Below are 26,482 nucleotides of genomic sequence, written 5' to 3' on the forward strand. Positions count from 1 at the left end.
AAGTCGCGACTATTTTGAAAACAAATTATTGAGCAAGTTTCACTGAAACAATCGAGTTGCCTGGTACTTGTGGTGGAATAGACATGGTCATAATTGCTTGTTCAGTTAATTGAAACTCAATCAGACTGCCGGCTTTTAATTCAATTGTCGTTCCCACTGCTAATTGCTCTGGTTCAACGTGTAAAATAACCCCATCATTTTTCATAGAATTTAGTAAACTACCGGGATCGTTTGTGGCTGCAATGGCATTGACTGTTAAAGTAACGGTACCGTCATTTTCCGTTTGCGCATCTTGAGTGAGCGTTCCAGAAAATTTGGCGTTTGCACTAGGTTTTTCCACTTCAGTAACCTCCTTGGTAGATTCATTGGTGTCAGCATTGTTAGAATTAGTACACGCTCCCAACAAAAATAAACTGCTAAGTAATACGAAGATCGTTGTTTTTTTCATGGTGAACCTCCTTTTTTTATAATTTTCCCATAAAAAAAACAAGAACGTCAACTTAAAATTGCATGAGAATGTTGAATTAACAATGATTTAAAATAATTAAAAAACACACGTTAGCTTATTTGATCAAAAAATGTCGAAAGAAAAATTCTTCCGACACGAAATTCTTTTAACTATTATTTTAAATGGTATTCCAAAAGTTGGCCTTAGAAAAAAATAAAAGACAACTTATTCATTCCGACGATTGTCACCAATCATGGCCACTTCCGTCGTTAAAAAGCGTAGGCGCTCCATCAGGCGTTTGGCTTTCAAGGGATCTTCTTCCCCTTTTTGATTAGTCGTTAAATAATTTTTTTCCAAATCATTTAACGAAATATTAGAAGAAATAAATAACGGTAATTCTTCTTGCATCCGATATTGTAAAATTACTCCCAACACTTCATCACGAATCCAGCTGGACAAATTATCCGCTCCTAAGTCATCTAACATTAAAATAGGCACTTTTTTTGCTTGTTCAATTTCTTCAGCAACGGTTCCGCGACCAATCGCCCGTTTCATATCAAGAGCAAATGACGGAAAATGCACTAATTGAGTAGCAAAGCCATGTTTAGCTAACTCGTGGGCAATGGCGCCTAGCAAATAACTTTTCCCAACGCCAAAACTTCCTGATAAATATAAGCCTTTATGAAAAACTTCAGGGGCAGTGGCGTAATCTTCGACAAATTTTAACGCAGAATCAATCGCTTTGGCCCGTTGAGGCGTCAGTTGAAATTGATCGAAGGAAGCATATTTTATATTTTTTGGCATTTCAAACATCGAAACCCGCTTTAAAATCGCTAAGCGTTCTTGTTCTTTTAAAAGTTCGACTGTCGCCACATAAGAAACATCGATAAAATGATGATTTAAAACTAGTTCAGGTTTGTATCCTGGTGCTAACTGATTTTTTTCACCCCGGCGATATTTTTCTTTTTCTTGGACAAATTCGTATAATTTTGCATAAGAATTAAGAATTTCTTCTTCTGTGAGTTGTCCTTGGTGTTGCTGCAAAAATGCTGCAACTTCTGGATCATGCAAGACTTCTGCGACTAATTTTTCATAGACCGCTCCAACATTTCGTTTTTCAATTAGACTGCGAATTTCTTTACCGACATCTTCCATCGTTTCACCGGCTTTCTTTTAATTTTTCGATCCGTGCCTTAAAGGCGGCCTGCTCTTGTTCATCCATTGTCGTTTCTGCTACCGGTTGATCGACCCAAGTTGGCAAAGGTTCTTTTTTCTTTTTCCCGGCTGATTTCGCTCGGGTGGGTCGCTGATTGCTTTCAGAAAAATCCCGCGCTTTTTCAATCGCTTCTTCAGGCAATGTAATATGAGCTTGAGCCCACGTGTTGGCAATCGCATCTACGTAGGCGGCTGACAAATTAGCCCGATCTTGCTGACGCAAAACGACATCAATTAAAACATTAATCACACTAGCTGGTAAGACCCGCCGTTTTAATAAATTTTCCACGACATATTTTTCGGAGTTGGCCAAAAAGCCACCTTTTTGTTTTTTAATGGCTGCTAAAAATTGCAACGGGGCAATTTTTTCGCAAGCTTTAATAAATTCAATTTCTTCATTGGTAAATCCTTTAGCTAAAAGCAAGGCGAAGCGATCTTCTCCAGCAACGCTTGTTCTTTCATTTTCTACTTGTGCGCTTTGTTTCGCCGTTATTTTTGGCGCGCTTAACCGTTGTAATTTTTGATTAAAATCAGCAGCAATCGTTTGTTTTAACTTTTTAAAATCAAAAGTCTTATCCGCAAGATCGGCTGTGTCTACTACCAATTGACCTAAAGTAAGTTCGTCATAGCCATAAAGTTGGACAAATTGAATTAAGTTTTGTCGCTCTTCTTTAGTTAAATTTTTTACCAAAAGGCCAGGTTTTTCCACCACTTCTTTAAAAAATAACCAATCAAAATCCGTTTTTTCCATCACTTCCGTTTCTGGAATTTTCACCGGACTTTCAGCTGGCAAATAGGCCAACGTTTCAGGAAAAATCGATTGAAAACTTGCGGAAATATTATTATAGGAGTTGATCTTTTTTTTAGCTGGTAAAAAAATATCAATTAACCGTTGTACTTCTTGTTGCCCTACTTGCAAAACTAGAAGCTGGGTAAAAATTTCATCATGGAAAAATTCCGTGAAATTTAGTGGTGCTTGAAGTTGGTAAATAAATGTTTCCTCGTGATAAAAACTTGTTAAAAGACCAACTGCTTCTAATTTTTGACGGGTGGCCAAAAATTCTGGCAAACCAAAATCCAGCCAAGCTAAAATTTGGGCGTGTTTACCAAATTGTTTTAAATCTGCTTTTTGTTGGACAAAGAAAAATTGATATAAACTAAATCCTTTCATGCCGATAATTGGCAAATACAAAGTGCTTAAAACTGTTGACCAGTCGCTATTTAAAAAATTTTCATCAGCCACTTGTAATTGATAATTATCTTTTGGTTGGAGCTGTATTTTTTCCATGATCTTACTCACCGTTTTTCGCTTTTTCCATAATTTCTTGTAATTCTTTTAAAAACACTGACATATCTTTAAATTGCCGATAGACACTGGCAAAACGAATATAAGCAATTTCATCTAAATTAGCCAGTTCTTCCATAACATATTCGCCGATTTGGTTAGTGGAAACTTCATTTTCACTACTTTTGCGGACTTTTGCTTCCACTCGTTCCACTAAAGATTCCATTTGTTCCATGGAAACTGGACGTTTTTCTGCCGAACGAACAATACCTGATAAAATCTTTTCCCGCTTAAATTCTTCCCGTTCGCCATTTTTTTTCACAACGAGCATCGGAGTGACTTCTATTCGTTCAAAAGTAGTAAAACGAAACTGACAATTTTCACATTCACGACGGCGCCGAATTGCGCGACCTTCGTCAGTGGAGCGAGAATCTATTACCCGAGAATTATTATGATTACACCGTGGACAACGCATCTTTTCACCTCAAATTTCTTCGTGCTTTTCTTTATGCTTTTCTGAATCGTTTGCAAGTTACTTTGCTCTAATTATAACAGATAAGAGCGGTTTTGGGGATGAAAAAAAATGACCAAATAAACTCGCAGCGCTTAATGGAATCGCGCTGCGTTTTTATTTAGCCAATCGCTAATTTGTTGTTTGGTTTGCTCTTTAGTTCCACGATTATCAATGACCACATCGGCTAATTTACTTTTTTCTGCCAAGGACATTTGACTACGGATTTTTTTTTGCGCCGAGGCTTGATCAATCCCATCGCGTTTCATTAAGCGCGCCCTTTGAATTTTTTCATCCACCGCTATGACCATTGTTTCATCCGCATATTGGGCGTATTTTCCTTCAAATAATAACGGCACATCTAAAACTAAAAGCGGCACATTTTTCCTTTGAGCGTCTTTAATTTCCTTTAAAAAAGTTCCGCGAATCGCTTCATCCATTATTTTATTTAAAGCGCTAAGTTCAGCCGGATTGTCAAAAACAATCGCCCCTATCGCCTGCCGATTTAAAGTACCATCTGGTTTGATCACTTTTTGACCGAAATAATCGGCAATTTTTTTTAACGTCGGCTGCCCTATCTCTACGACTTTTCGGGCAATAATATCGCCATCAAGCACAGGAATATTTTTTTCTTGAAAAAATTGACTGACCAGACTTTTTCCTGAGGCAATGCCCCCGGTTAATCCTAAAATAAAGGTCATCAGCTACTCCTTTTGACATTGAGGACAAAAGTGCGTCCCCCGTCCGCCTACTTTTATTTTAACAATCGGCGTGCCGCAACGATCACACGGCAATCCGGTTTTGCCGTAAACGTGGAGCCGTTGTTGAAAATGGCCCTCTTCTCCGACGGCATTATGATAAGAACGAATCGTTGTTCCGCCGGCCAAGATTGCTTGTTGCAAGACAAGAATGATGGCGTCATGTAAAACGACTACTTCTTCATCACTCAATGAATTGGCTCTTCTTAAAGGGTGAATTTGACTTAGCCACAGGGTTTCGTCCACATAAATATTTCCTAAACCGACGACAATTTTTTGTTCTAATAATAAAGGTTTAATTTCTTTTTTAGATTGTTTCAGCTGAGCGGCAAAATCGGCTAGCAAAAAGTTTTCTGCTGTCGGTTCAGGTCCTAGTTTGACTAATGATTTATATTGTAATGCTTGATTTTTTAAAACCAAGACCATTCGCCCAAATTTCCGGACATCTTGATAACGTAATTGACTGCCGTCTGTAAAGGTAAACAAAATATGCGTGTGTTTGGTTATTGGTGTGGCCGCCTCATTGACTACTTGATATTTTCCTTCCATTCGCAAATGAGAAATCAAATCAAAATGAGTGAAACGGAAAATTAAAAATTTCCCTCGCCGATTAATTTCTTCGACTTTTTCACCGATTAGACTTTTAGCAAATGTGGCACCGTCCATATTTTCAATAATTTTTGGATACAAAATAATCACTTCTTGAATTGTTTTTCCAATAATCAATGGGCGGAGAGTATTTCTGACGGTTTCAACTTCTGGTAATTCTGGCACTGCGTCACTTCCTTTATTTTGCTTCGTACCACGTGTGGCCCCAGTTGCTTTCAGTCACTAATGGAATGGCAAGTTTGACAGCATTTTCCATCACTTCTTTGACTAGCGCATCTAGTTTTTCAAGTTCTTCTTCTGGCACTTCAAAAACTAGCTCATCGTGAACTTGGAGCAACATGGTGGCACTCATTTTTTCTTTTTCCAATGCTTTTTGCATATCGATCATAGCAATTTTTAAAATATCGGCGGCACTGCCTTGAATCGGCGTATTAATAGCAGTACGCTCGGCAAAACTCCGCAAATTAAAATTCCGAGAATTAATTTCTGGCAAATAACGGCGACGATGATACAAAGTTTCTACAAAGCCGGCCTCTTTGGCCTCTCGAACAACTTCTTCCATATATTTTTTGACACCAGGATATTTTTCAAAGTAAGTATCAATATAAGTTTGCGCTTGTTTGCGAGTAATTCCTAGATTTTGCGACAAACCATAATCAGAAATACCATAAACAATTCCAAAGTTCACAGCTTTTGCTTGGCGGCGCATATTTGGCGTGACAACAGCATCTTCTGCTAGGCCAAACACGCGGCGGGCGGTGGAGTTATGAATATCTTGGCCTTCAATAAAAGCTTGTTGCAAATGTTCGTCCCCTGAAATATGGGCTAAAACTCTCAGTTCAATTTGAGAGTAGTCAGAAGAATATAATAGCCAATCTTTTTGACGCGGAACAAACGCTTGACGAATTTTCCGTCCTTCTTCTAAACGAACGGGAATATTTTGCAAATTCGGATCAACGGAACTCAAGCGTCCGGTTTGGGTTAATGTTTGTTGATAGCGGGTGTGAATTTTTCCGTCTGGCGCAATAACTTTGAGCAATCCTTCCACGTAGGTCGACTGGATTTTGGCAATTTGGCGATAAGTCAAAATATCGTCCACAATCGGTGCTTGACTGCGCAATTGTTCCAGGACATCAACGGCCGTTGAATAACCGGTTTTTGTTTTCTTAATTACCGGCAGCTGCATTTTTTCAAATAAAATTACTCCTAATTGCTTAGGCGAATTTAAATTAAAATGTTCACCGGCTGTTGCATAAATTTTTTCTTCAATTGCTTCTAGCTGAATAGAAAATTCTCCTTGCATCGCCTCTAAACGCGAGCGGTCCACTGTAATGCCGGTGATTTCCATTTGTGCTAAGACGAGTGAAAGGGGCAATTCCATCTCATAAAAAAGTTGTGTTTGAGAAATTTCCGCCAATTTTTCTACCACTTGGTCTTTAACACTTAATAAGGCGGAAATTTTATGGGCAAGATGTTTTTGCCAAATATTTTTTTCTGGTAAAGCTAACTTGGCGCCTTTTCCGTAAACCGATTCATCGTTGGCAATATCGACAAAGTCAAAATTTTTGGCAATTGTTCCGAGATCGTTGGCATTTTCATTGGGATTTAACAAATAACTAGCCAATAATAAATCAAAATCAATCCCCACCGGATCGACCCCTAGGCGATGACTGGCGACAAATGTAGCTTTGGCATCAAAGACCAATTTTTTCTGTTGGGGATTTTTTAAAAAGTCTTGAAAATTTGGCTCATTCACTAGGTCTAATGAATCCAAAACATAAATTTTATCTCCATGACCAAATGCTAAACCGATTATTTCAGCCGTGTGGTAATTACTAGTCAGCATTTCAATATATAGCGCATTTTCTGCCGCGAAATATTCTGGCTTGACTGTATCAATCACTTGATAATCCAAATCCGTCAAAACAATTGGCGCGACACTTTCTGGCGCCACTTTACTTAACAAACTTTGAAAATCCATTTCTTCATAAAATGGAATGAGTTTGTCCAGATTGGCCCCACTATAACTTAAATCAGCTAGCGAAATCGTTACCGGCGCGGCTTGATTAATCGTGGCTAGTTGTTTTGACATTTTAGCTTGCGCTTCATCTCGAACAATATTTTCTTTCATTTTTGAAGCTTTAATTTGATCAAGATTTTGATAAATATTTTCCACTGAGCCGAATTGTTTCAGTAATTTAATGGCCGTCTTTGGACCCATTCCATTGACTCCAGGAATATTATCAGAAGTATCTCCGGCCAGTCCTTTAAGGTCAATAATTTGGAGGGGTGTTAAGCCATCGTATTTTTCAGCAATCGTTGCTGGCGTGTAAGGTTCTAATTCGCTGACGCCTTTTTTGGTAACTTGGACCGTCACTTGGCTGCTGGCTAGTTGGGTTAAATCTTTATCACCAGATACAACTATGACTTCAAAATTTTCAGCGGCGGCTAATTTGGCCAAGGTACCGATAATATCGTCGGCTTCGTAATTTTTCAATTCATAATGGGTAAGCCCTAAAGCGGCCGTCAGTTCTTTAATATATGGAATTTGTTCTTTAAATTCCCCTGGTGTTTTGGCCCGTCCACCTTTATAGTCGGCAAAAAATTCTGTCCGAAAAGTTGTTTTTCCTGCATCAAAAGCCACCAGCGCATGGGTAGGTTTTTCTTTTTTCACTACATTTTCAATCATATTATTAAAAGCAAAAATGGCGTTCGTGTGCAGATCACTCTTATTTTTAAATTTTTCTAAAACGGCGTGCATGGCAAAAAAAGCCCGATAAGCGACTGAGTTTCCATCAATTAATAAAATTTTATTTTTCGTCAAGCCGATAACCTCCTCGTTTACTTAAAATCCATTTTAACATAAAAAGAAAAAGACTTTATAAAAAGTCTTTTCCCAAGTGTTTATAATACATTATGAGTTGTCGTTGACAGTAAATTTTCATAAGCCGCTTCAAATTTTTGCACATCGCCGGCTCCCATGAAAATCATCACAGCATCATGATAATCTAAAAGTGGAGATACATTATCTTCGGCAATCACGCTGCCACCTTTTTTAATTTTATCCCCGAGATCTTCAATTTTCACATTGCCTTGTTGTTCCCGTGCTGAAGAAAAAATATCACATAAATAAACACGATCCGCTAAATCCAATGCTGTAGCAAAATCATCTAATAAAGCAATCGTCCGTGAGAAAGTATGGGGTTGGAAGACGGCAATAATTTCTTTGTTAGGATATTTTTGTCGCGCGGCATCAATCGTTGCTTTAATTTCTGCAGGATGATGGGCGTAATCGTCCACAATCACCATATCGGCTACTTGTTTTTCGGAAAACCGCCGTTTTACTCCTTTAAAGCTCAACATTTCAGCGGCGACTTCTTTCATATCTAATTTTTCAAAATAAGCCACTGCAATAACGCCTAATGCATTTAAAATATTATGTTGGCCGTACGCTGGTAAAACAAAATGCCCAACAAAAGTTTCATCATGATACACATCAAAAGCTGAACCTTTTGTCGTCCGTTCAATATTTTTAGCATAAATATCGTCTGTTTCGTTTAGACCATAATAATAAATTGGTGTCTCAGTTTTTAATTTCCGCAAATAAACATCGTCCCCATAAGCAAAAATCGCTTTTTTCACTTGCGTGGACATGGTTTGAAACGCATTGTAAACATCTTCAATACTTGTATAGTAATCAGGATGATCAAAGTCGATATTCGTCATAATCGCATAATCTGGTGAATAAGCGAGAAAATGACGACGATATTCACACGCTTCAAAGCTGAAAAATTTAGCATTCGGATCACCATGACCGGTACCATCGCCGATTAAGAAACTTGTTGGAGCAACGCCTGACAAAACATGGGCCAAAAGTCCAGTCGTTGAAGTTTTTCCGTGGGAACCAGTAACGGCGATACTTGTATAAGGCTGAATAAATTCGCCAATAAAATCATGGTAACGGACGACTGGCACATTGAGATGCATCGCTTCTTGAATTTCTTCATGGGTATCTGGAAAGGCATTGCCGGCGATCACCACCATCCCTGGTTTAATATTTTCAGCGGCAAAAGGCATCATAGGAATGCCGGCCCGCTCTAAATCTCGTTGGGTGAAAAAATATTTTTCCACGTCGCTTCCTTGAACGCGATATCCTTTTTCATGCAAAATAATCGCAAGTGAGCTCATTCCTGAACCTTTAATGCCTACAAAGTGAAATAATTTAGATTTATCGGTAATCATTTGATTTTCAGTCATTGTTGTCCCTCATTTTTTTAAATTTTAAACCGCGAAAATGCGGAAATTTCTCTAAGTATTATCGTACAAATTACTTGTTTATGCAAGGTGTGAAACTTATCTTCACAAAAAAACAAGGAAGTTGGCTCCCTTGTTTTTGAAAAATGCGCTGATTGATTTTTTGTTTTTGTTAAATTAATTCATCTAATTTTTTTTCGTAAAGTTGCTTTGGCAGACTTATTGATCAAAGTACCGATTGTAAAATGGTGGTTGTTCTTCTTCAAAAATACTTTTTAATCCTTTTTCTAAAACGCCTTTTTTACTTTTGTCGGTCATTGGAGCATTTTCCGCAGTTTCTAGTACTGATTCCGGGAAAATTTCTGGTCTATTTTCTGGCAGATCTTCTAGCCTTTGTTCTGAATGCTCTTCTGCCATCATTTCTGCTACATCATCTGTTTCTTCTTGTTGGTCACCAAATAACAAAAAACTTTCTGGCGTTTTTTGCATACTATCATATAATTCTTTGGCCGAAATTTTTGGAGTTTCTTCTTCAACAATTAATGAAGCTGGCACGTATTTAGGGACAAAATAATTTCGTTGCGCCGTTAGATTGCGAATAATATTTTTCCGATGAATGACTGAATCTTCCACCGGAGCACTTTCCCCTTTAACAATTGGAAAATCACGTTTCGTCGGTAAAGCAAAAGAATTTCCAGCAGGTTGAAACGACGGCTGACCTTTTTTACTTGGCGCATAAGTAGAAAAACTTGTTGGTTGACGTTTCACTTTTCGGTCCACCACCACATCAAGCGCTTCAGGAATGTCTGGGTTGTATTCAGCCTTTGTTTTTGACAATGCTGGATTTTCATTGGCCTGATGAGTCGTTTGCTGACTTACCGAGCTCATCTTTGCCGCTTGATTATTATTATTACTATTAAATAAATTGTCTTCATTTTTTTCTAGCGCTTGACTCGCATGAGCACTAATCAGTTGCTCGGCTAAAAAATTATCGGTGGTTTTTCCATTGTCCAGCTTGACCCCTTCAGAATCAGAAAAAGCCGGAAAGCGAAAATTACGTTTATCTTGGGCCATAAAATCACTCATTTCTCTTCATATACTTAAATTTTAGCACAAAGCGCCAAAAAATACTGTCGAAAAAATTTTACAGCTTAGCAAATGGTCCACTAATGAAAAAATCGGCCTGTCCGTCAATTTCCACGTCTTTTAAAAGTTCCATTAACTGTTGACTTTCAAAAGGACTTTTGCCAGAAAAATCAAATTCTGCCACGTCTAGCTGGCGGCTTCCTTCCGTACAATTCACTAAGTAAAGGGCAAAATTTTCTTCATCATAACGACAAACCCCAAATAAATCTTGGGTAAAAATAGGTAAAAAGTCGCCCGTTTGTAAAACCGTCAATTCTTTTCGCCGCTCAATCCATTTCTCATATAAAGCAGTGAGCTTTGTCCTTTCCTGTCCCCAAGGAAAAAATTTGCGATTTCCCGGATCTTTGCCACCAGTTAATCCCGCTTCATCTCCATAATACACGCAAGGAACACCAGGCAAAGTAAATAATAAACCACACGCTAGTGCCATTAATTCCTCTTTTTCACCGACTAATGAAAAAATCCTCTCCGTATCATGGGTACCAAGATTGTTGAGATTATTTAACAAAACATCTGGCGGATAATTTTCTTTTAAAGTCATTAATTGTTCAGCTGCGACGCTTGGTTTTTCCTGTTGAGTCACCCGCTCGATAATTATCTCCCGAAATGGATAATTCATCACCCCATGGAGCGAATGATTTAAAATATAATTGCGTCTTTTGCCATAAGAAATTTTATTAGAAGCATCTTCCCACACTTCACCAATTAAAACATGCTCCGGATTTACCGCTAAATATTTGCGAATGCCATTAATAAAACTATCTGGCAACTCGTCGGCGACATCTAGACGCCAACCATCTACGCCAAATTCTTCCCATTTAGCTAAGACAGAACCCTCATCACCATAAATAAATTCTTGAAAATCTTGATTTTCTTTGCGCACCTCGGGCAAATCTTTAATGCCCCACCAAGTTTTGAATTCATTTGGATAATCCGTAAAAGTAAACCAAGGAAAATAAGGAGAATGAATATTTTTACTAGCCCCAACGAGCTCCCCATACTCGCCACTTTCATTAAAATAAATCGAATCTTTACCGACATGTGAAAATACACCATCCAAAATCACGTAAATTCCCGCATCATGCAGCGCATCCACCAATTTTTTAAAACCCGCTTCATCGCCTAACATCGGCTCGACTTGTAAATAATCACTTGTATCGTAGCGATGATTACTTTTGGCCAAAAAAATCGGATTTAAATACAACGCATTAATTCCCAGCTCTAGCAAATAAGGAATCTTTTGCTGAATTCCTAAAAAATTCCCACCATAAAAATCCCAACGTAAAATTTCTCCAAGATTATTTTTTATATACAAGGGATCATCTGACATTTGCCCATAAATGAAACTATTTTTTTTCGGTGCATTAATTTTTTGCCCAGGATTGCCATTGTTAAAGCGATCTGGAAAAATTTGATAAAAAACACTTTTCCGATACCAAGCTGGTGCTGGATCATTTTTCACATAGCTAGTCAACTGGTAAGGAACAACATCATATTCGCTCCCGTAAAGTTGACCCTCGCCGCCTAAATTTTGGCGACTCCCATAATAATAAGTTTGAAATCCTTGATCGTGCTCGACGGTCACTTCAAAAAAATAAAAATAAAGAGCCGGCGCTTTTTTTATTTTATAAGGACAAGTGAAATGATTGTCGTCAATTCTTTTCATGGGATAGCTTTCTTTTCCCTGATCTTGATCACTAGGACGCATCACTAGCAAGACTTCTGTCGTTTCTTGGGGGACATAAATCGAAAAATCCACCGTCGTTTCTGGCACGACTGCCCCGAATGGATGTTTATGAAATGGCAAATAGGAATTGTAATAAATATTTTGGACCAACGTGCTACCTCCTTAAAAAAGCGCTGAATTGCTTCAACGCTTTTCAGACATATTTAAAAAATAGGATCAATTTGCCAAATATCTTCAGCATATCTCGTAACTGTTTTGTCCGCTGAAAATTGCGAAGCATTAGCGATATTTAAAAGGCTCATTTTTTGCCAAACGTCACGGTCAGCATAATGTTGAGAAATTTTTTCTTGAGCGGAACAGTAAGCCGCAAAATCTCGTAAGACAAAATATTCATCATTATAGGTCAAAAGTGACTCGTAAATCTCGCGACCTTCTCGTTGAATATTAGGAATCGTTCCATCGATAAAACTATTAAGCACTTTTTGGATAATCGGATCCTCATCGTAAATCTTTTTAGCATTATAATCCCGACGTTTGTAATAACCATACACTTCTTGTTCATCAAGTCCAAAAATAAAAATATTTTCTGAGCCAACTGCATCACGAATTTCTACATTCGCGCCGTCTAAAGTTGCCACGGTGATGGCGCCATTGAGCATTAATTTCATATTTGAAGTTCCCGATGCTTCTTTCGTAGCTAGGGAAATTTGTTCACTCACATCAGCTGCTGGAATAATTAGTTCGGCTAAAGAAACATTGTAATTTTCCAAAAAGACAACTTTAATTTGACCAGAAATACTTTTATCGCCATTAATTAAGTCGGCCACTTCATTAATGCATTTAATAATTGTTTTTGCATAATCGTAACTTGGCGCAGCTTTCGCCCCGAAAATAAACACGCGCGGAATCATTTTTTTTGCAGGATTTTCTTTTAAATCAATATATAACTTAAGAATATGCAATAAATTCATCAACTGGCGCTTGTAGGCGTGGAGTCGTTTAATTTGCACATCGAAAATCGCCGCTGGACTGACTTCAATCCCTTTTGTCTCCATAATAAACTGAGATAAACGTTCTTTATTCGCCCGTTTGGCTGTCGCTAATTTTTCCCAAACAGCAGGATCGTCTTGATAAGCTTTTAAAAGAACTAAATCATCAATATTTTTTCGCCAAGATCGACCAATTGTTTCGTCTAACACTTGACTCATTTGTTCATTGGCCAGTTGCGACCAGCGACGAATAGCGATGCCATTGGTTTTATTATTAAACCGTTCCGGATAAAGTAAATAAAAATCGTGAAGCACGACATTTTTTAATAAATCCGAATGCAATTTAGCAACACCATTAGTCGAATGACTGCCAATAATGGCCAAGTTTGCCATATGGACGTGATCATTTTGCAAAATACGCGTCCGATGCACTAAACTAGGACCGACTTGCGGCGTTTTTTCGGCCACAAAGCGGCGATCGATTTCTTGAATGATTTGGCAAAGTCGTGGTAATAAATCATACACCATTTGCGTCGGCCATTTTTCTAAAGCTTCTTGCATAATCGTATGATTCGTATAACTCATGGTTTTAACAGTGATGTCCCACGCTTTTTCCCAACTAAGTCCATCAACATCCAGCAACAAGCGCATCAACTCCGGCACACAAAGCGCCGGATGGGTATCATTAATATGAATTGCCACATGGTTAGGAAATTGACTTAAAGGCAATCCTAAACTCAAAAAATAATTATGAATACTTTGTAATCCCGCTGAAACAAAAAAGTATTCTTGTTTTAAACGCAGCAAGCGTCCTTCGTAGTTGGAATCATCCGGATACAAAACAGCGGTAATATCTTCTACGGCCCGCCGTTTTTCTACTGTTAAATAATTTCCTTCTTCCGTCACAGGAATTTCAACCGTCCATAAACGCATCACATTAGTTACATCATTTTCAAAACCTAACATGGGCGTATCGTATGGAATGGCGCGCAAAATTTGTTGATTTTCATAATGAGGTTTTAAATTACCTAACCCATCATCAACCATATATACTTGACCAGAAAAGCCAACATTCACCGCTTTATTTTCTTTACGAACTTCCCAAACATTTCCGCCTTTAAGCCAAGAATCAGGTAATTCTACTTGATAGCCGTCGACAAATTTTTGTTTAAATAATCCATAATTGTAGCGAATTCCATTGCCGTTCCCTGGAAAATTTGATGAAGCTAAAGCATCCATAAAACAAGAAGCCAACCGTCCTAAGCCACCATTTCCTAACGCCATATCCGGTTCTGCTTTTGCAATTTCATCTAAGTTTAAAGATAAATCTTTCAGACCAGATTTAACCGTTTCTAAAATTCCTAAAGAAAGTAAATTACTTTTCAACATTTTCCCCGGTAAAAATTCAATCGAAAAATAATACGCTTGTTTATTTTTATCTTTTTTCAAAACTTCCGTATTACTTTTCCATTCAGCAGAATAATACGCCCGGGTTAAAGCCCCTAAAGACATATACAACTCGTAATTTGAAGAGTCTTCCACCGACAAAGCAAAGCGCTGTTGCAGTTGGCGGAGAAAATCTTCGGTAAATTGCTCTTTCGTTAATTTCATATGGGCTCCTTAGTTATGAAGTAATTGCTGATACAAGTCAATATAAAGTGCGGCCTTGCTTTCCCAAGAAAAATCTTGAGCCATAGCATTTTTTTGTAAGGTCACAATACTGGCTGGGTCATTCCAAACAAGATTTGTGGCGACATTTAAAGCATAATTTAATCCTTCTTCATTGAAAACTTCAAAAGAAAAACCAGTCGCTCCGGTGTTCTCTTGATGGGGATGAAATCCTTTAACCGTGTCTTTCAAGCCGCCAACCGCATGAACAATCGGCAACGTGCCGTAACGCATGGCAATCATTTGCGATAAGCCGCACGGTTCAAAAGCAGAAGGCATTAAAAATAAATCCGCCCCAGCATAAATTTCTTGAGCAAAGCGAACATCGAAAGCTAAATTTAATTTGAATTTCTCGGGATATTTTTCTGCATAATAAGAAAATCCATGCTCTAACTCTGGCATCCCGGTACCAAGAACAACTAGTTGAACATCTTGAGCTAGTAAAATAGGCAGATTTTGTAAAACCAAATCAAATCCTTTTTGCAAAGTTAGTCTAGAAACAATCCCAATTAATGGCACTTGCTTATCAACAGGCAGGCCAACTTTTTTTTGTAAGGCTGCTTTCAAGCGTGCTTTTCCAGCTAGATTTTTACTGGAAAAATGTTCTGGCAATTTAGGATCCGTTTCAGGATTATTGACGGTGTAATCAATGCCATTAAGAATTCCTGATAATTTAAAATCAACCAGTCGCAAAATACCATCTAAACCCCAACCGAACGCTGGTGTTTGAATTTCTTTAGCATAAGTTGGACTTACCGTATTTACCAGATCGGCATAAAAAATTCCGGCTTTTAAAAAGTTCACCGCCGAACCCATCCGCACGGTGCCATCATAAAAGCGTTCCATCCCAACACCAAATAAATCCGGTAAAACATTAGGATCCATCGCCCCTTGAAATTCAATATTATGAATGGTCAAAATTGTTTTAATTGAATCATAGTACGGATCACCGCCGAATTTTTCCTTTAGTAAAAAAGGCATCATCGCGGTATGAAAATCATTAACGTGTAAGACATCCGGCTTAAAGGCCAATTGTTTCATTAAAGCCAAAACGGCTAAAGAAAAAAAGGCCCACCGTTCTCCGTCATCATAATAACCATATAGTTCATGGCGACCAAAATAAAATTCGTTATCTAAAAAATAATACAAGACGCCCTCTTGTTTTAATTTTTTTACCCCTACATATTGTCGGCGCCAACCGACTTGAACAAAGTCATAAAAATCATCTGCAATAACTTCTTTAAAACGTTCTGGCATTTTGGAAAAATAAGGCAAAATCACCGCCACTTCATGACCTTGACGAGCGAGTTCTTTTGGGAGCGCATAGGCAACATCCCCTAAGCCCCCCGTTTTAAAAAAAGGGGCGGCTTCTGCGGCTGCAAATAATATTTTCATAAGTGTTTTACGCCTTCTTTTTCCACTAAGACATCAATGCCGTAAACATCTTTTATAATCCGGGCGCCTTTTGGAATCACTACTGGATTTTCAGGTGTTCCGATAATTTTTACGTGGGCATCCACAATAACATTTTTGTCTAAAATCGCATATTCAATCGTCGCGTCTTCTAAAATTTTGCAATTGGACATGATAATGGCGTTCTTTACTTTAGCACCATCCATCACATTGACTTGGCGACCGAGTAAAGAATTTTCCACCCGACCTTCAATCATTCCACCAGTTGCGGATTGGGAATTTTTTACGACTGAATTTGGCGCATAGTAAGTGGGCACTTCATTTTTAATTTTCGTGTAAATTTTTTGATTGGAATATAAAAGCGCGCTAAATTTCGTCGGATCTAACATATCCATATTTGCTTTAAAGTAGGCCGTAATCGATGAAATATTACTTAAGTAGCCTGTGTATTCATAAACTGTTGTCGGTACTTTGGCCAAATAGGCATCCAATAAATAACTCACCGCCGGCTCCCCTTGATCTCTTTCTGCTTGTTGCAAAAAGTCAATTAACCAAGTGGTATCGGCAATAAAAATATCCATACACAAATTTTCTTTTTCATGGGCATCTTCTTTTTCATTGAAAAGATGAGAGGCGCTAATTTGATTATTTTCATTTAAAGTTAAGACCGTATCATGATCATCAATCATTTCTGGTTCCACTTTTTTATAAACTACCGTCAAGTGATTATTTTGTTTTTCATGAACCCGCAAAACACTGCGCAAATCAATATTACATAGCATTTTGCTTCCCATAATTACCGTATAAGGCGCTTGAGATTTTTGCAAATAATCAACTAAGCTGGCGTAATAATTTTCCCCTCGCGCCCGTTTTTTTTCAAACTCTTGGTAAAAATATAAAAAGTAGCGATTTTTTAACGTATCTAAATTCCACTCTTTACCGCCGCGAATATGATCAAAAACCGATTGTGTTTCTCCTTCATTAAAAACCATAAAAACGGAATCAATGTTGGCGTTGCGGACTGCCGACAAAGGAAAATCAATTAAGCGGTATTTACAATCAAATGGCAATGTGGCAATCGGGCGTTTAGCAGTTAACGGTTCTAATGCTTCATAGCGATGGACATTACCTAAAATGGCACACATTTTATTAGTTTTCATCTATTTGCACTCCAATCACTTCTTGATTTCCCACAACAGCAATTTCTGTTTCCCCAATCACTTCAGCGTTATCGCCAATAATGGCATTTTCGCCGATAATCGCATTTTTTATCGTCACATTTTTCCCAACAGTCACACCGGGCATCACAAAGCTATCTTCAATAAAACTACCTTCTTTGACTTGCACCTCACTAGAAAGTATCGAATGAACCACTTTTCCGGCCACATAACAGCCATCATTGACTAAAGAATTTTCAACTTGGGCCGTATCCGTTATAAAATGCGGCGGTGAAATTAAATTTTTTGAATAAATTTTCCAAGCGCGATTAGAAATATCTAACGGATTGTCTAAAGCAATAAATTCCATACTAGCTTCCCACAAGGAGTCAATCGTCCCCACATCTTTCCAGTAACCATCAAAACGATAAGCAAAAACATTTTCGCCACTTTCTAAATAAGCTGGAATCACATGTTTGCCAAAATCTAACATTTGATCGTCTTTGGAATAAGAATTAACCAAAAGTTTGCGCAAACGGCCCCAGTTGAAAATATAAATCCCCATGGAAGCAAGATTACTTTTCGGTTCTTCTGGTTTTTCATCAAATTCAATAATACGATCATTTTCATCGGTATTCATAATCCCGAAACGGCTGGCCTCTTCAATTGGCACTTCAATCACGGCCACCGTGAGACTAGCTTTATTTTCAATATGTGATTCTAACATCACATCGTAATCCATTTTATAAATATGATCCCCAGATAAAATTAAGACAAATTGCGGATCCATTTGGTCAATATAGGCGATGTTTTGGTAAATGGCGTGGGCGGTTCCTTCAAACCATTTGCCACCATCTTGAGAAGAATACGGTTGTAAAATGGTCACCCCGGAATTAATTCCGTCTAGACCCCAAGATGATCCGTTTCCAATATGAGCATTTAAAGCCAGCGGTTGATACTGAGTGACGACGCCAACATTTGAAATATTGGAATTGGCGCAATTACTTAAAGTAAAATCGATAATTCGATAACGACCACCAAATGGTACTGCTGGTTTGGCAATATCTTTGGTAAGTTTTCCTAGCCGAGTCCCCTGACCACCGGCTAAAATCATGGCAAGCATTTCTGTTTTCATATATTCCGGGATAATCCCGTATTCCTCCGTTTCTATTTTGGATTTTCTTTTGAACTTCCTTTTTGATTTTCTTTTTTACTTCCGGTAAAAGAGCGGGTAATAATTTTCTTTGGTTTAATTAAGACAGCTCCAAAAGCAGGCACTAAGACATCAATTTGCTGCGAGAATTGTTTAAATGAAAGATCCATTGTTTTCATTTCTGGATTGCCTTGCGTAAAGGTCCCGCCAAATTCAGTCATTTCGCTATTTAAAATTTCTTCGTACGTCCCCGAATATGGCACGCCAACTTTAAAATGTTGCCGTTCAACCGGAGTGAAATTAAAAATACCAATGACAAAATCATTTTTGCGACTCGATTTCCGGATAAAACTTAGAACCGTTTGATCAATATTATCGGCATCAATAATCTCTAAACCTGCTGGATCATGATCCAATTCAAACAGTGCTTTTTCATTTTTGTATAAATGATTTAACAAGCTGGTGAAATGAAGCATTTTTTGATTTAACTCATCTTCTAAATCCACCCACTCAAGACCTTCTTGGAATTTCCATTCCAGAAATTGACCCCATTCATTTCCCATAAAATTTAATTTTTTCCCGGGATGCAACGTCATGTACGTATACAAATTACGTAATTGGGCTTTTTGTCGGTAACGATCGCCCCACATTTTATGCATCAAGGATTTTTTTCCGTGGACCCCTTCGTCATGGCTCAACGGTAAAATATAATTTTCATTAAAAGTGTACATAAAAGAAAATGTCGTCAATGAAAAATTCTGTTTGCGATAAATGGGATCCATTTCAAAAAATTTCAAAATATCATTCATCCAACCCATATTCCATTTGTAATCAAATCCTAAACCGCCACTTTCCAGCGGTCCGGTAATTTTAATTTGATGGGAACTTTCTTCAGCCGCAATTAAGGCAGTTGGATGTTTCAGATGAACGACAGCATTCATTTTTTTCAAAAAGTGCAGACCTTCATAATTTTCATTACCGCCGTCGACATTAGCGCTCCAAGGCCCTTGATCAAAATCGCGATACAACATATTAGAGACCGCATCAACGCGAATGCCATCTAAATGATACGTATCTAGCCAAAAAAGAATCGAAGAAATTAAAAAACTTTGGACTTGCGGTTTGCCTAAATCAAAATTCAAAGCGCCCCAACCAACATTTTTTGCCCGCTCGCCGTCTTTATATTCAAATTGAGCTGTACCGTCAAAGTAAGCCAGCATATCATCATTTGGACAAAAATGACCTGGCACCCAATCCATAAAGACGCCAAGATTATTCAGATGACAAGCTTCCACAAAATCTTGGAAATCTTCCGGTGTGCCAAAACGACTCGTTAAAGCAAAATAACCAAAACTTTGATACCCCCAAGAAGCATCTAGCGGATATTCTGTTAAAGGTAAAAATTCCAAATGCGTGTAGCCCATATCTTTGACATAAGGAATCAGATGTTTCGTCAACTCTTTCCACGTATAAAAACTACCATCTTCGTGTTGTTGCCAAGAATTAGCGTGAACTTCATAAATATTTAGCGGCCGTTTAAATAAATTCTGCCTTTTCTTGCGACCAAACCATAAGCCGTCTTTCCATTTTTTTGGTGCAATGGAATAGACACAAGCCGCATCGTCTGGACGCAACTCATAAACAGTAGCGAAAGGATCCGTTTTTAAAATCGTTTCCCCTGTTGCTCGTTTTACTTTAAATTTGTAAAAATCATTCAGCTGAGCCTGTTCATTCACGCATGACCAGATGCCAGTGTCGTGATTTTTTTCCATCACTTGACCATTCGTCCAATCAGTAAAGTCGCTCACCAATGAAACTGCAAGAGCATTAGGCGCCCAAACATTAAATTGAAAAGCATCTTTTCCATCTTGAGTGACTTTTTGGCATCCTAAAAATTGTTGCGCGTAAAAATTTTCCCCCGTCAAAAAAGTGCGGGCTGCTTCTTTTTGATCGGTCATACTGTAATTTTCCATAAACAGGCCTCCTTTTTAAGTGAATCCATAAAAGACACGTTGTCATTTAATAAGAAACGCTTTATCTTAATTAATCATAGCACATTTTTAATAATGTGGGCGATTTTTTTTACAAATTTTATTGATTTTCTGGAATTTATTTTTCGTTTTAAGCCCGAAATCTTGGGGTTTGTTGTGAAAACTTATGAAAACTTTTCAGTAAGCATAACTATGAGATGAAAATGAAAAAAAGATGAGTAACCAATTCAAATCGAATTGATTTACTCATCTTTCATTAAATAACTTTCGTTTTTTTATACGTGTTCATCTTGTAAATATTCTTGCGCTTTTATTAATGCCGCTGTAATTCCAGCTGGATTTTTTCCACCGGCTTGCGCTAAATCAGCACGGCCACCGCCGCCACCGCCTACTAGTGGGGCAATATTTTTAATCAAATCGCCCGCTTTAATCTGGTGTTGATTGGCCTTTTCATTGGCAGCTACTAAGAGGTTGACTTTTTCGCCACTAGTTGCTAGTACCAAAACATCAGACGCTTGTTTTTGTTTCCATTGATCGGCAATTTGGCGCAATTGATTCATATCTTTGACTTCGACTTTGGCTGTAATAAGACTTAGCTCACCAATTTGTTTTACATCAGAGAAAATGTCGCCTGCTTGTTCATTGGCCATTTTATGGAGTAATTTTTGATTTTCTTTTTGAAGTTCTTTTAATTGTTCTTGTAAAGCTGCCACTTTGATTGGCGTATCTTTTGTTTGTGGTGCTTTCACTAAGCCCGCTGTTTGTTTCAAATTATTTTCTTCCACTAGAAATGCTTCATAAGCTTCTTTACTAGTCACAGCTTCAATCCGGCGGACGCCAGCGCCAATCCCAGATTCGGCAATAATTTTAAAGAGGCCAATTTCTGAAGTGTTGGCTACATGATTTCCCCCACATAATTCTAAGGAATAATCACCAATTTCTACCACTCGCACTTCATGTCCGTATTTTTCGCCAAAGAGGGCCATCGCACCCATTCCTTTAGCCGTATCGATATCTGTTTCTACTGTTTCTACCGGAATTTCAGCCCAAATTTTTTCATTAACAATCCGTTCCATTTGCACAAGTTCTTCTGTTGTCACTTGGCCAAAATGGGAAAAGTCAAAACGTAAATGTTCTGGTGCCACTAAAGATCCTGCTTGATTGGCGTGATTGCCTAAAACATCTTTTAACGCCCGATGCAATAAATGCGTTGCCGTGTGGTTTTTAATAATTTTATGGCGTTTTTTACCATCCACAACTAATTCATAAGTAGCGCCTTCCACCATTGGTAAAACAACTTCAACCGTATGCAAATGTTGTCCGTTTGGTGCTCTTTGCACGTCTTTCACTTTTGCTACAACTTGGCCATCACTATTAAGAATGGTCCCAGTGTCGGCCACTTGTCCACCCATTTCTGCATAAAATGGTGTTGCGTCAAAAATAAATTGCGCACTGCCAGTATTTACTTTAGAAACAAGTTCTTGTTCTTGAATCATGACTTCTAAAACAGCTTCAGATTGTAACGTATCATAACCGATAAACTGGCTAGCCACTTTAACTTCTGTCAGTAAATTATTTTGCACACCCATAGAAAACTCATCGCTACGAGCAGCACGAGCCCGCGTCCGTTGTTCTTCCATTGCTACTTCAAAACCAGCGTGATCCACTGTTAAGCCTTCATCTTCGGCAATTTCTTCAGAGAGTTCTACTGGAAAACCAAACGTATCGTACAATTTGAAAATTTCAGCGCCGGTTAAAACTGTTTGACCATTTTCTTTAGCTTTAGCAATCGTTTCATTTAAAATAGCTAAGCCTTCATTAATTGTTTCATGGAAGCGAAGTTCTTCATTTTTAATAATTTTTTCAATAAACTCTTTTTGATCCAAGACTTCTGGATAATAACTATTCATAATTTGACCGACAACAGGCACCAATTTATATAAGAAAGCTTCATTAATATCTAGTTTTTTCCCATGCATCACCGCCCGGCGCAACAGCCGACGTAAAACATAGCCACGACCTTCATTACTAGGTAGCGCACCATCGCCAATTGCAAAACTTAACGCACGAATATGATCGGCAATCACTTTAAAAGAAATATCAATAAGCTTGTCGTTGCCATATTTTTTACCAGACATTTTTTCAACTTCATGAATAATTGGTAAGAAAAGATCCGTCTCAAAATTCGTTGGTGCATCTTGAATAATAGAAACCATCCGTTCTAAGCCCATGCCGGTATCAATGTTTTTATGAGGCAATGGTTCATAAGTTCCTTGTGGCGTATGGTTAAATTCTGAAAAAACAAGATTCCAAATTTCTAAATAACGTTGATTTTCGCCACCAGGAAAGTTTTCCGGATCATCTTTTGGAATATCTAAATATTGTTCCCCACGGTCGTAAAAAATTTCCGTATCAGGACCACTTGGACCGGCGCCAATATCCCAAAAATTATCTTCAATTTCAATAATATGATCTAATGGCAGGCCCACTTCTTCATGCCAAATCCGTTTTGCTTCAGTATCTTTAGGATAAACCGTCACATAAAGGAGCTCTGGATCAAAGTCAAACCATTTTTCATCGGTTAGTAATTCCCAAGCCCAATGAATCGCTTCTTTTTTGAAATAATCGCCAATGGAAAAATTTCCCAACATTTCAAACATCGTATGATGGCGAGCGGTTTTGCCGACATTTTCAATATCATTAGTGCGGATTGATTTTTGTGCGTTAGTGATGCGCTTGTTATCAGGCACAACAGAGCCGTCAAAATATTTTTTTAAAGTAGCCACGCCGGAATTGATCCATAAAAGTGTTGGATCGTTCACTGGAACTAAAGATTGGCTAGGTTCAACGGAATGTCCTTTTTCTTTGAAAAAGTCGAGATACATTTGGCGCACTTGTGCACTGGTTAATTTTTTCATCTAATCATCCTTTACTTTTTTAAAATTAAAATAAAAAAACACCCTTGCAAGCTAAGGACGTTTTACCGCGGTACCACCTTAGTTGCAATGATGTTTGTCATTACCTCTTTTACTTCTTAACGCGAAGACACGATACAGTAGGGAGCAACGCAAGATGTTGTTTTGTCTGGTTCCACCGTCACAGACTCGCTTTTAAAAACCTTCATCATGGTCATATCCTATTACTGGTAGTTTAGAAAAAAAAACTTTTTTTGTCAAGGTTTATTTGCTTACGGCTTAATGCGAATGACTTTGTAAAATTGAAAATCCGTAGTTGAATAAGTATCGCTTTGCTCTGTCGGCATAATGGTGCGGGCATATGGACTCAAAGGCATAATCGCTTCTAAAAGATTCGGCGCATTTAAATCAACGGGGCCATTTTTTAAGAGGCTCACTTTTTCCAGCAGTTGCCACGTGGATTGTCCGAGATTCATTTGCAGTCCAAACATATTTTCCTTCAATTGATATGGCGGGAGGACCTTTTGACCGTCAAAAAAAGTCTCGTGATGAACATAAGGAAATAAACGACGAGATCCAGCCGTCATCATATATTCAAACTCATCTTCTGTCGGCAAATAAAAATTAAAACGGCGCAATTTCTTTTTTAATTGCCCCAAATTTAGTAATTCGTGGGTGTAAAGATGATAATGATTATCTGCCGCATCCAAAAATCCATAATAACGACCTGGCTCAAAAATAGTTTTAGGAAATTCCCAGTCTAGCGCTTCTTTACTCGTTTGAGAAGGATAAATTTGTGGCAGGAGGTCATTTTCAAAGGTGGCATACACTTTTGTGTCGCCAGTAAAATTACCAGAAACAGTATCTAAATCGCCAATAAATTGTGCCCCCACTGGAACGGCATACTTTGAAACAAGCATCGGCAAAATAGTCGCTTTTCGCAGTTGAGAAGTGTGCTCATTGATAAAAGTAGCCAATTCGTGTGTTGTGGGGGGATTGATTTTTTCATGATGCTCCATAAATTGAAACGCCGCATCGCTAGCTAACCACTCGTTGATATTAATTTGGGTGCTACTTTGATCAAACCCTAAAATGGTTTCTGGGATGCCCGGAACAAAGACGAACGGTTCCCCGTTAATCGTAAATTCAAATGTCCGGCATGATATGCCTTGCATCGAAAAATTTTGGAGCTTTACATCTTTTACTAAAGTTAACGGCGAAACAAAATACATTAATACTTGTCGCATCAAAATCAATTTTTCTTGGTCATTTAAAGTTTGCCAGATGGACCAATTCATTTGTTCAAAGGCATTCATAATGATTTCCCCTCACATTTTTGCATTTTTTTTAATTTCATTATACCATTTTTTAAAAGGAGGCGAGGCGCCTAATGATTATTCACGGGACTCACCCAGTCATTCAAAAAGCAAGTTTTAAAATGCGGGCTGAAGTTTTTGTTAAAGAGCAAGGCATCCCAGCCCAACTGGAATTTGATGAAAAGCCAGGGGAAGTTTTTCGTTATTTTCTAGTCGTTGAAGACGGCCTTGTAATTGCTACTGCTCGCTATCAAGTGAAAAATCAACTGTTAAATCCTGATCGTTTCTGTGTCAAAAAAAATTTTCGAAATCAAGGTGTCGGTGAAAAATTATTGCAATCATTAGAAAAATATGGCGCCAATCACGGACTTTTGGCCGGATTTTTAAATAGTGAAGTTGATGCACGACCGTTTTATGAACATTCCGGCTGGCAAGTTGTGGGAGAACTTTTTTATGAAGATACAATCCCTGTTTGGCGAATGGAAAAAATATTAAAAAAACTTGACGAAAAAAAGCCATGAAAAGAAAACTTTTCATGGCTTTTTTATCGACAACCTCTAATTCACTGCGACCCAGAACACCAAAAAGACAACCTTGTTTAATATTCGCTGTTTTTCTTTTTGGTTTTGCGGTCGGTACGGAGACCTTGGCGTTTGGCGATTTTTGTTTTTTGTTTTTTAGATTTAACGATTTCTCGTTGAATTTCTTTTTTGTAACCTGGTTTAATTTTTTTCTTTTTCTTTTTCACCATACCAATAATTTTCGTATCAATATCGGCTTTGGCGGTGTCACTGCGTTTTCTCCGGCGATTACGATCATAGTCATCAACTAGGTCGCCACGTTTGAAAGTTTTAGGAATAAATTTAATTCCTTGAGATTCCACTTGTGCCACCAATTGTTCTTCTCCTGGAGCATACAATGTAATTGCCACGCCAGAAAGTCCGTTCCGTCCAGTCCGACCGATGCGGTGAATAAAAAAGTCTAAATCTTGAGGCAAGTCGTCATTAATAACTAACGAAATCCCTTCAATATCAATACCTCGAGCAGCTAAATCCGTTGCTACAACAAATTGATAATCCAAATTTTGAACTTGTTTCATCACTCGTTTCCGTTCGCGCGGAGGAATATCCCCATGAATTTTAGCAACTTTCAACCCTTTTTCTTGCAAAAAGCTAGTCAATTCATCCACACGTTGTTTCGTATTGGCAAAAATGAAAACCAAATAAGGTTGCCCCATCGTCAATAAATGGTAAATCACTTCATTTTTTTCATGCCCTTTGGTGGAAATTAAATAATTTTCAATGGCTGGTGCAATTTTATTATCAGGCGCAATTTCAACAATCGTTGGATTGTCGAGATATTTTTTCAAAAACGGACGCAATTTTTCAGGAATTGTCGCTGAAAAAATTAAGAATTGACTGCCTTTGCCAAATAAACCGGCAATTTGATCGACTTCTTTTAAAAATCCGAAATCTAAAGTCATATCTGCTTCATCGACTACTAAAGCAAATGCGGTATGGACTTTCAGCGCTTTGGCGTTAATCAAATCTAATAAACGACCGGGCGTACCAATAACAACTTGCGGTTGTTGGTTCCCTAATTTTTCGATTTGGCGCATTTTATCAGTGCCACCAAAAAAGCGAGCGACTTTTAAATCAAAGTCAGCATCAGCACTAAAAAATTTTGCTTCTTCATAAATTTGTTCTGCTAGTTCCCGACTAGGTGTTGTAATCACGACTTGCACATGGGAATCAGGCGTAATTTTTTCTAATAAAGGCAATAAAAATGCCAATGTTTTCCCGGAACCGGTTTGCGATTGGACCACGACACTTTTATTTCGTTGAATCATGGGAATCACTTTTGCCTGCACATCTGTTGGTTCGGCAAATTTTTTGCGGTCTAATGCTTTGTTTAAAAATGTTGGAAATTGAAATTCACTAAAGTTCATCTTTCACCTCTGGTATTTA

General features: G+C 38.0%; 19 protein-coding genes. 1 reads left to right on the forward strand and 18 read right to left on the reverse strand.

The window, feature by feature from the left end; all coding sequences use genetic code 11:
• Positions 1-25: 25 nt before the first annotated feature.
• The 17 genes from BQ5341_RS08445 to BQ5341_RS08525 all read right to left on the reverse strand — a co-directional run bounded on the left by BQ5341_RS08445 (position 26) and on the right by BQ5341_RS08525 (position 24,515).
• Entirely contained in the window at positions 26-448 is a 423-nt protein-coding gene (locus BQ5341_RS08445; RefSeq protein ID WP_071131563.1) for a hypothetical protein, read from the reverse strand.
• A 225-nt stretch (positions 449-673) separates the two neighbouring features.
• Entirely contained in the window at positions 674-1,603 is a 930-nt protein-coding gene (gene dnaI, locus BQ5341_RS08450) for a primosomal protein DnaI (RefSeq protein WP_071131564.1), read from the reverse strand.
• A 4-nt stretch (positions 1,604-1,607) separates the two neighbouring features.
• Positions 1,608-2,951, reverse strand: coding sequence for a DnaD domain protein (locus BQ5341_RS08455; RefSeq protein ID WP_071131565.1), 1,344 nt, complete (start codon positions 2,949-2,951; stop codon positions 1,608-1,610).
• Between the two features lie 4 nt (positions 2,952-2,955).
• Positions 2,956-3,423 carry a transcriptional regulator NrdR gene (gene nrdR / locus BQ5341_RS08460; protein WP_071131566.1) on the reverse strand — a complete coding sequence of 156 codons (468 nt, stop codon included), beginning with the start codon at positions 3,421-3,423 and terminating at the stop codon, positions 2,956-2,958.
• Between the two features lie 131 nt (positions 3,424-3,554).
• Complete coding sequence (gene coaE / locus BQ5341_RS08465) at positions 3,555-4,160, reverse strand: dephospho-CoA kinase (protein WP_071131567.1); 606 nt, start codon at positions 4,158-4,160, stop codon at positions 3,555-3,557.
• 3 nt (positions 4,161-4,163) lie between these two features.
• A complete protein-coding gene (mutM, locus tag BQ5341_RS08470) occupies positions 4,164-4,991 on the reverse strand; it encodes a DNA-formamidopyrimidine glycosylase (RefSeq protein ID WP_071131568.1) in 828 nt (275 codons plus the stop codon).
• A gap of 13 nt (positions 4,992-5,004) precedes the next feature.
• Positions 5,005-7,650 (reverse strand): DNA polymerase I, encoded by a 2,646-nt coding sequence (gene polA, locus BQ5341_RS08475; RefSeq protein WP_071131569.1) that lies wholly within the window; start codon positions 7,648-7,650, stop codon positions 5,005-5,007.
• 80 nt (positions 7,651-7,730) lie between these two features.
• Positions 7,731-9,068: a UDP-N-acetylmuramate--L-alanine ligase gene (gene murC, locus BQ5341_RS08480; protein WP_106396204.1), complete on the reverse strand. Its 1,338-nt coding sequence runs from the start codon at positions 9,066-9,068 to the stop codon at positions 7,731-7,733.
• Between the two features lie 231 nt (positions 9,069-9,299).
• A complete protein-coding gene (locus BQ5341_RS08485) occupies positions 9,300-10,166 on the reverse strand; it encodes a hypothetical protein (protein ID WP_071131570.1) in 867 nt (288 codons plus the stop codon).
• A gap of 58 nt (positions 10,167-10,224) precedes the next feature.
• Entirely contained in the window at positions 10,225-12,063 is a 1,839-nt protein-coding gene (locus BQ5341_RS08490; RefSeq protein WP_235836391.1) for a glycoside hydrolase family 13 protein, read from the reverse strand.
• A 53-nt stretch (positions 12,064-12,116) separates the two neighbouring features.
• Entirely contained in the window at positions 12,117-14,513 is a 2,397-nt protein-coding gene (locus tag BQ5341_RS08495) for a glycogen/starch/alpha-glucan phosphorylase (RefSeq protein WP_071131571.1), read from the reverse strand.
• Positions 14,514-14,522: 9 nt separating this feature from the next.
• Positions 14,523-15,965: a glycogen synthase GlgA gene (gene glgA, locus BQ5341_RS08500; protein ID WP_071131572.1), complete on the reverse strand. Its 1,443-nt coding sequence runs from the start codon at positions 15,963-15,965 to the stop codon at positions 14,523-14,525.
• On the reverse strand, positions 15,962-17,143 hold the full coding sequence (glgD, locus tag BQ5341_RS08505) for a glucose-1-phosphate adenylyltransferase subunit GlgD (RefSeq protein WP_071131573.1): 1,182 nt from the start codon (positions 17,141-17,143) through the stop codon (positions 15,962-15,964). Before glgD ends, glgA begins: the two co-directional genes overlap by 4 nt.
• The gene (locus BQ5341_RS08510) at positions 17,133-18,275 is read right to left on the reverse strand and encodes a glucose-1-phosphate adenylyltransferase (protein ID WP_071131574.1); all 1,143 of its coding nucleotides are present in this window, start codon (positions 18,273-18,275) and stop codon (positions 17,133-17,135) included. Before BQ5341_RS08510 ends, glgD begins: the two co-directional genes overlap by 11 nt.
• A gap of 32 nt (positions 18,276-18,307) precedes the next feature.
• Positions 18,308-20,266, reverse strand: a complete 1,959-nt coding sequence (gene glgB, locus BQ5341_RS08515; protein WP_071131575.1) for a 1,4-alpha-glucan branching protein GlgB — start codon at positions 20,264-20,266, stop codon at positions 18,308-18,310.
• Positions 20,267-20,559: 293 nt separating this feature from the next.
• On the reverse strand, positions 20,560-23,202 hold the full coding sequence (gene alaS, locus BQ5341_RS08520; RefSeq protein WP_071131576.1) for an alanine--tRNA ligase: 2,643 nt from the start codon (positions 23,200-23,202) through the stop codon (positions 20,560-20,562).
• Positions 23,203-23,471: 269 nt separating this feature from the next.
• Positions 23,472-24,515 carry a DUF7278 family profilin-like fold-containing protein gene (locus BQ5341_RS08525; protein WP_071131577.1) on the reverse strand — a complete coding sequence of 348 codons (1,044 nt, stop codon included), beginning with the start codon at positions 24,513-24,515 and terminating at the stop codon, positions 23,472-23,474.
• Positions 24,516-24,589: 74 nt separating this feature from the next.
• Between BQ5341_RS08525 and BQ5341_RS08530 the strand changes: the two genes are divergently transcribed.
• Positions 24,590-25,036, forward strand: coding sequence for a GNAT family N-acetyltransferase (locus BQ5341_RS08530; protein ID WP_071131578.1), 447 nt, complete (start codon positions 24,590-24,592; stop codon positions 25,034-25,036).
• 77 nt (positions 25,037-25,113) lie between these two features.
• On the opposite strand, the gene BQ5341_RS08535 is transcribed toward BQ5341_RS08530, so the two are convergent.
• Positions 25,114-26,463 (reverse strand): DEAD/DEAH box helicase, encoded by a 1,350-nt coding sequence (locus tag BQ5341_RS08535; RefSeq protein WP_071131579.1) that lies wholly within the window; start codon positions 26,461-26,463, stop codon positions 25,114-25,116.
• Positions 26,464-26,482 lie beyond the last annotated feature (19 nt).

The organism is Enterococcus timonensis, from assembly GCF_900104595.1.
GTDB lineage: Bacteria > Bacillota > Bacilli > Lactobacillales > Enterococcaceae > Enterococcus_J > Enterococcus_J timonensis.

Bases quoted from the DNA above. Each gene is read 5' to 3' on its own strand.
- BQ5341_RS08445 (WP_071131563.1), bottom strand. From the start codon at position 448: ATGAAAAAAACAACGATCTTCGTATTACTTAGCAGTTTATTTTTGTTG.
- dnaI (WP_071131564.1), bottom strand. From the start codon at position 1,603: ATGGAAGATGTCGGTAAAGAAATTCGCAGTCTAATTGAAAAACGAAAT.
- BQ5341_RS08455 (WP_071131565.1), bottom strand. From the start codon at position 2,951: ATGGAAAAAATACAGCTCCAACCAAAAGATAATTATCAATTACAAGTG.
- nrdR (WP_071131566.1), bottom strand. From the start codon at position 3,423: ATGCGTTGTCCACGGTGTAATCATAATAATTCTCGGGTAATAGATTCT.
- coaE (WP_071131567.1), bottom strand. From the start codon at position 4,160: ATGACCTTTATTTTAGGATTAACCGGGGGCATTGCCTCAGGAAAAAGT.
- murC (WP_106396204.1), bottom strand. From the start codon at position 9,068: ATGATTACCGATAAATCTAAATTATTTCACTTTGTAGGCATTAAAGGT.
- BQ5341_RS08485 (WP_071131570.1), bottom strand. From the start codon at position 10,166: ATGAGTGATTTTATGGCCCAAGATAAACGTAATTTTCGCTTTCCGGCT.
- BQ5341_RS08495 (WP_071131571.1), bottom strand. From the start codon at position 14,513: ATGAAATTAACGAAAGAGCAATTTACCGAAGATTTTCTCCGCCAACTG.
- glgA (WP_071131572.1), bottom strand. From the start codon at position 15,965: ATGAAAATATTATTTGCAGCCGCAGAAGCCGCCCCTTTTTTTAAAACG.
- glgD (WP_071131573.1), bottom strand. From the start codon at position 17,143: ATGAAAACTAATAAAATGTGTGCCATTTTAGGTAATGTCCATCGCTAT.
- BQ5341_RS08510 (WP_071131574.1), bottom strand. From the start codon at position 18,275: ATGAAAACAGAAATGCTTGCCATGATTTTAGCCGGTGGTCAGGGGACT.
- glgB (WP_071131575.1), bottom strand. From the start codon at position 20,266: ATGGAAAATTACAGTATGACCGATCAAAAAGAAGCAGCCCGCACTTTT.
- alaS (WP_071131576.1), bottom strand. From the start codon at position 23,202: ATGAAAAAATTAACCAGTGCACAAGTGCGCCAAATGTATCTCGACTTT.
- BQ5341_RS08525 (WP_071131577.1), bottom strand. From the start codon at position 24,515: ATGAATGCCTTTGAACAAATGAATTGGTCCATCTGGCAAACTTTAAAT.
- BQ5341_RS08530 (WP_071131578.1), top strand. From the start codon at position 24,590: ATGATTATTCACGGGACTCACCCAGTCATTCAAAAAGCAAGTTTTAAA.
- BQ5341_RS08535 (WP_071131579.1), bottom strand. From the start codon at position 26,463: ATGAACTTTAGTGAATTTCAATTTCCAACATTTTTAAACAAAGCATTA.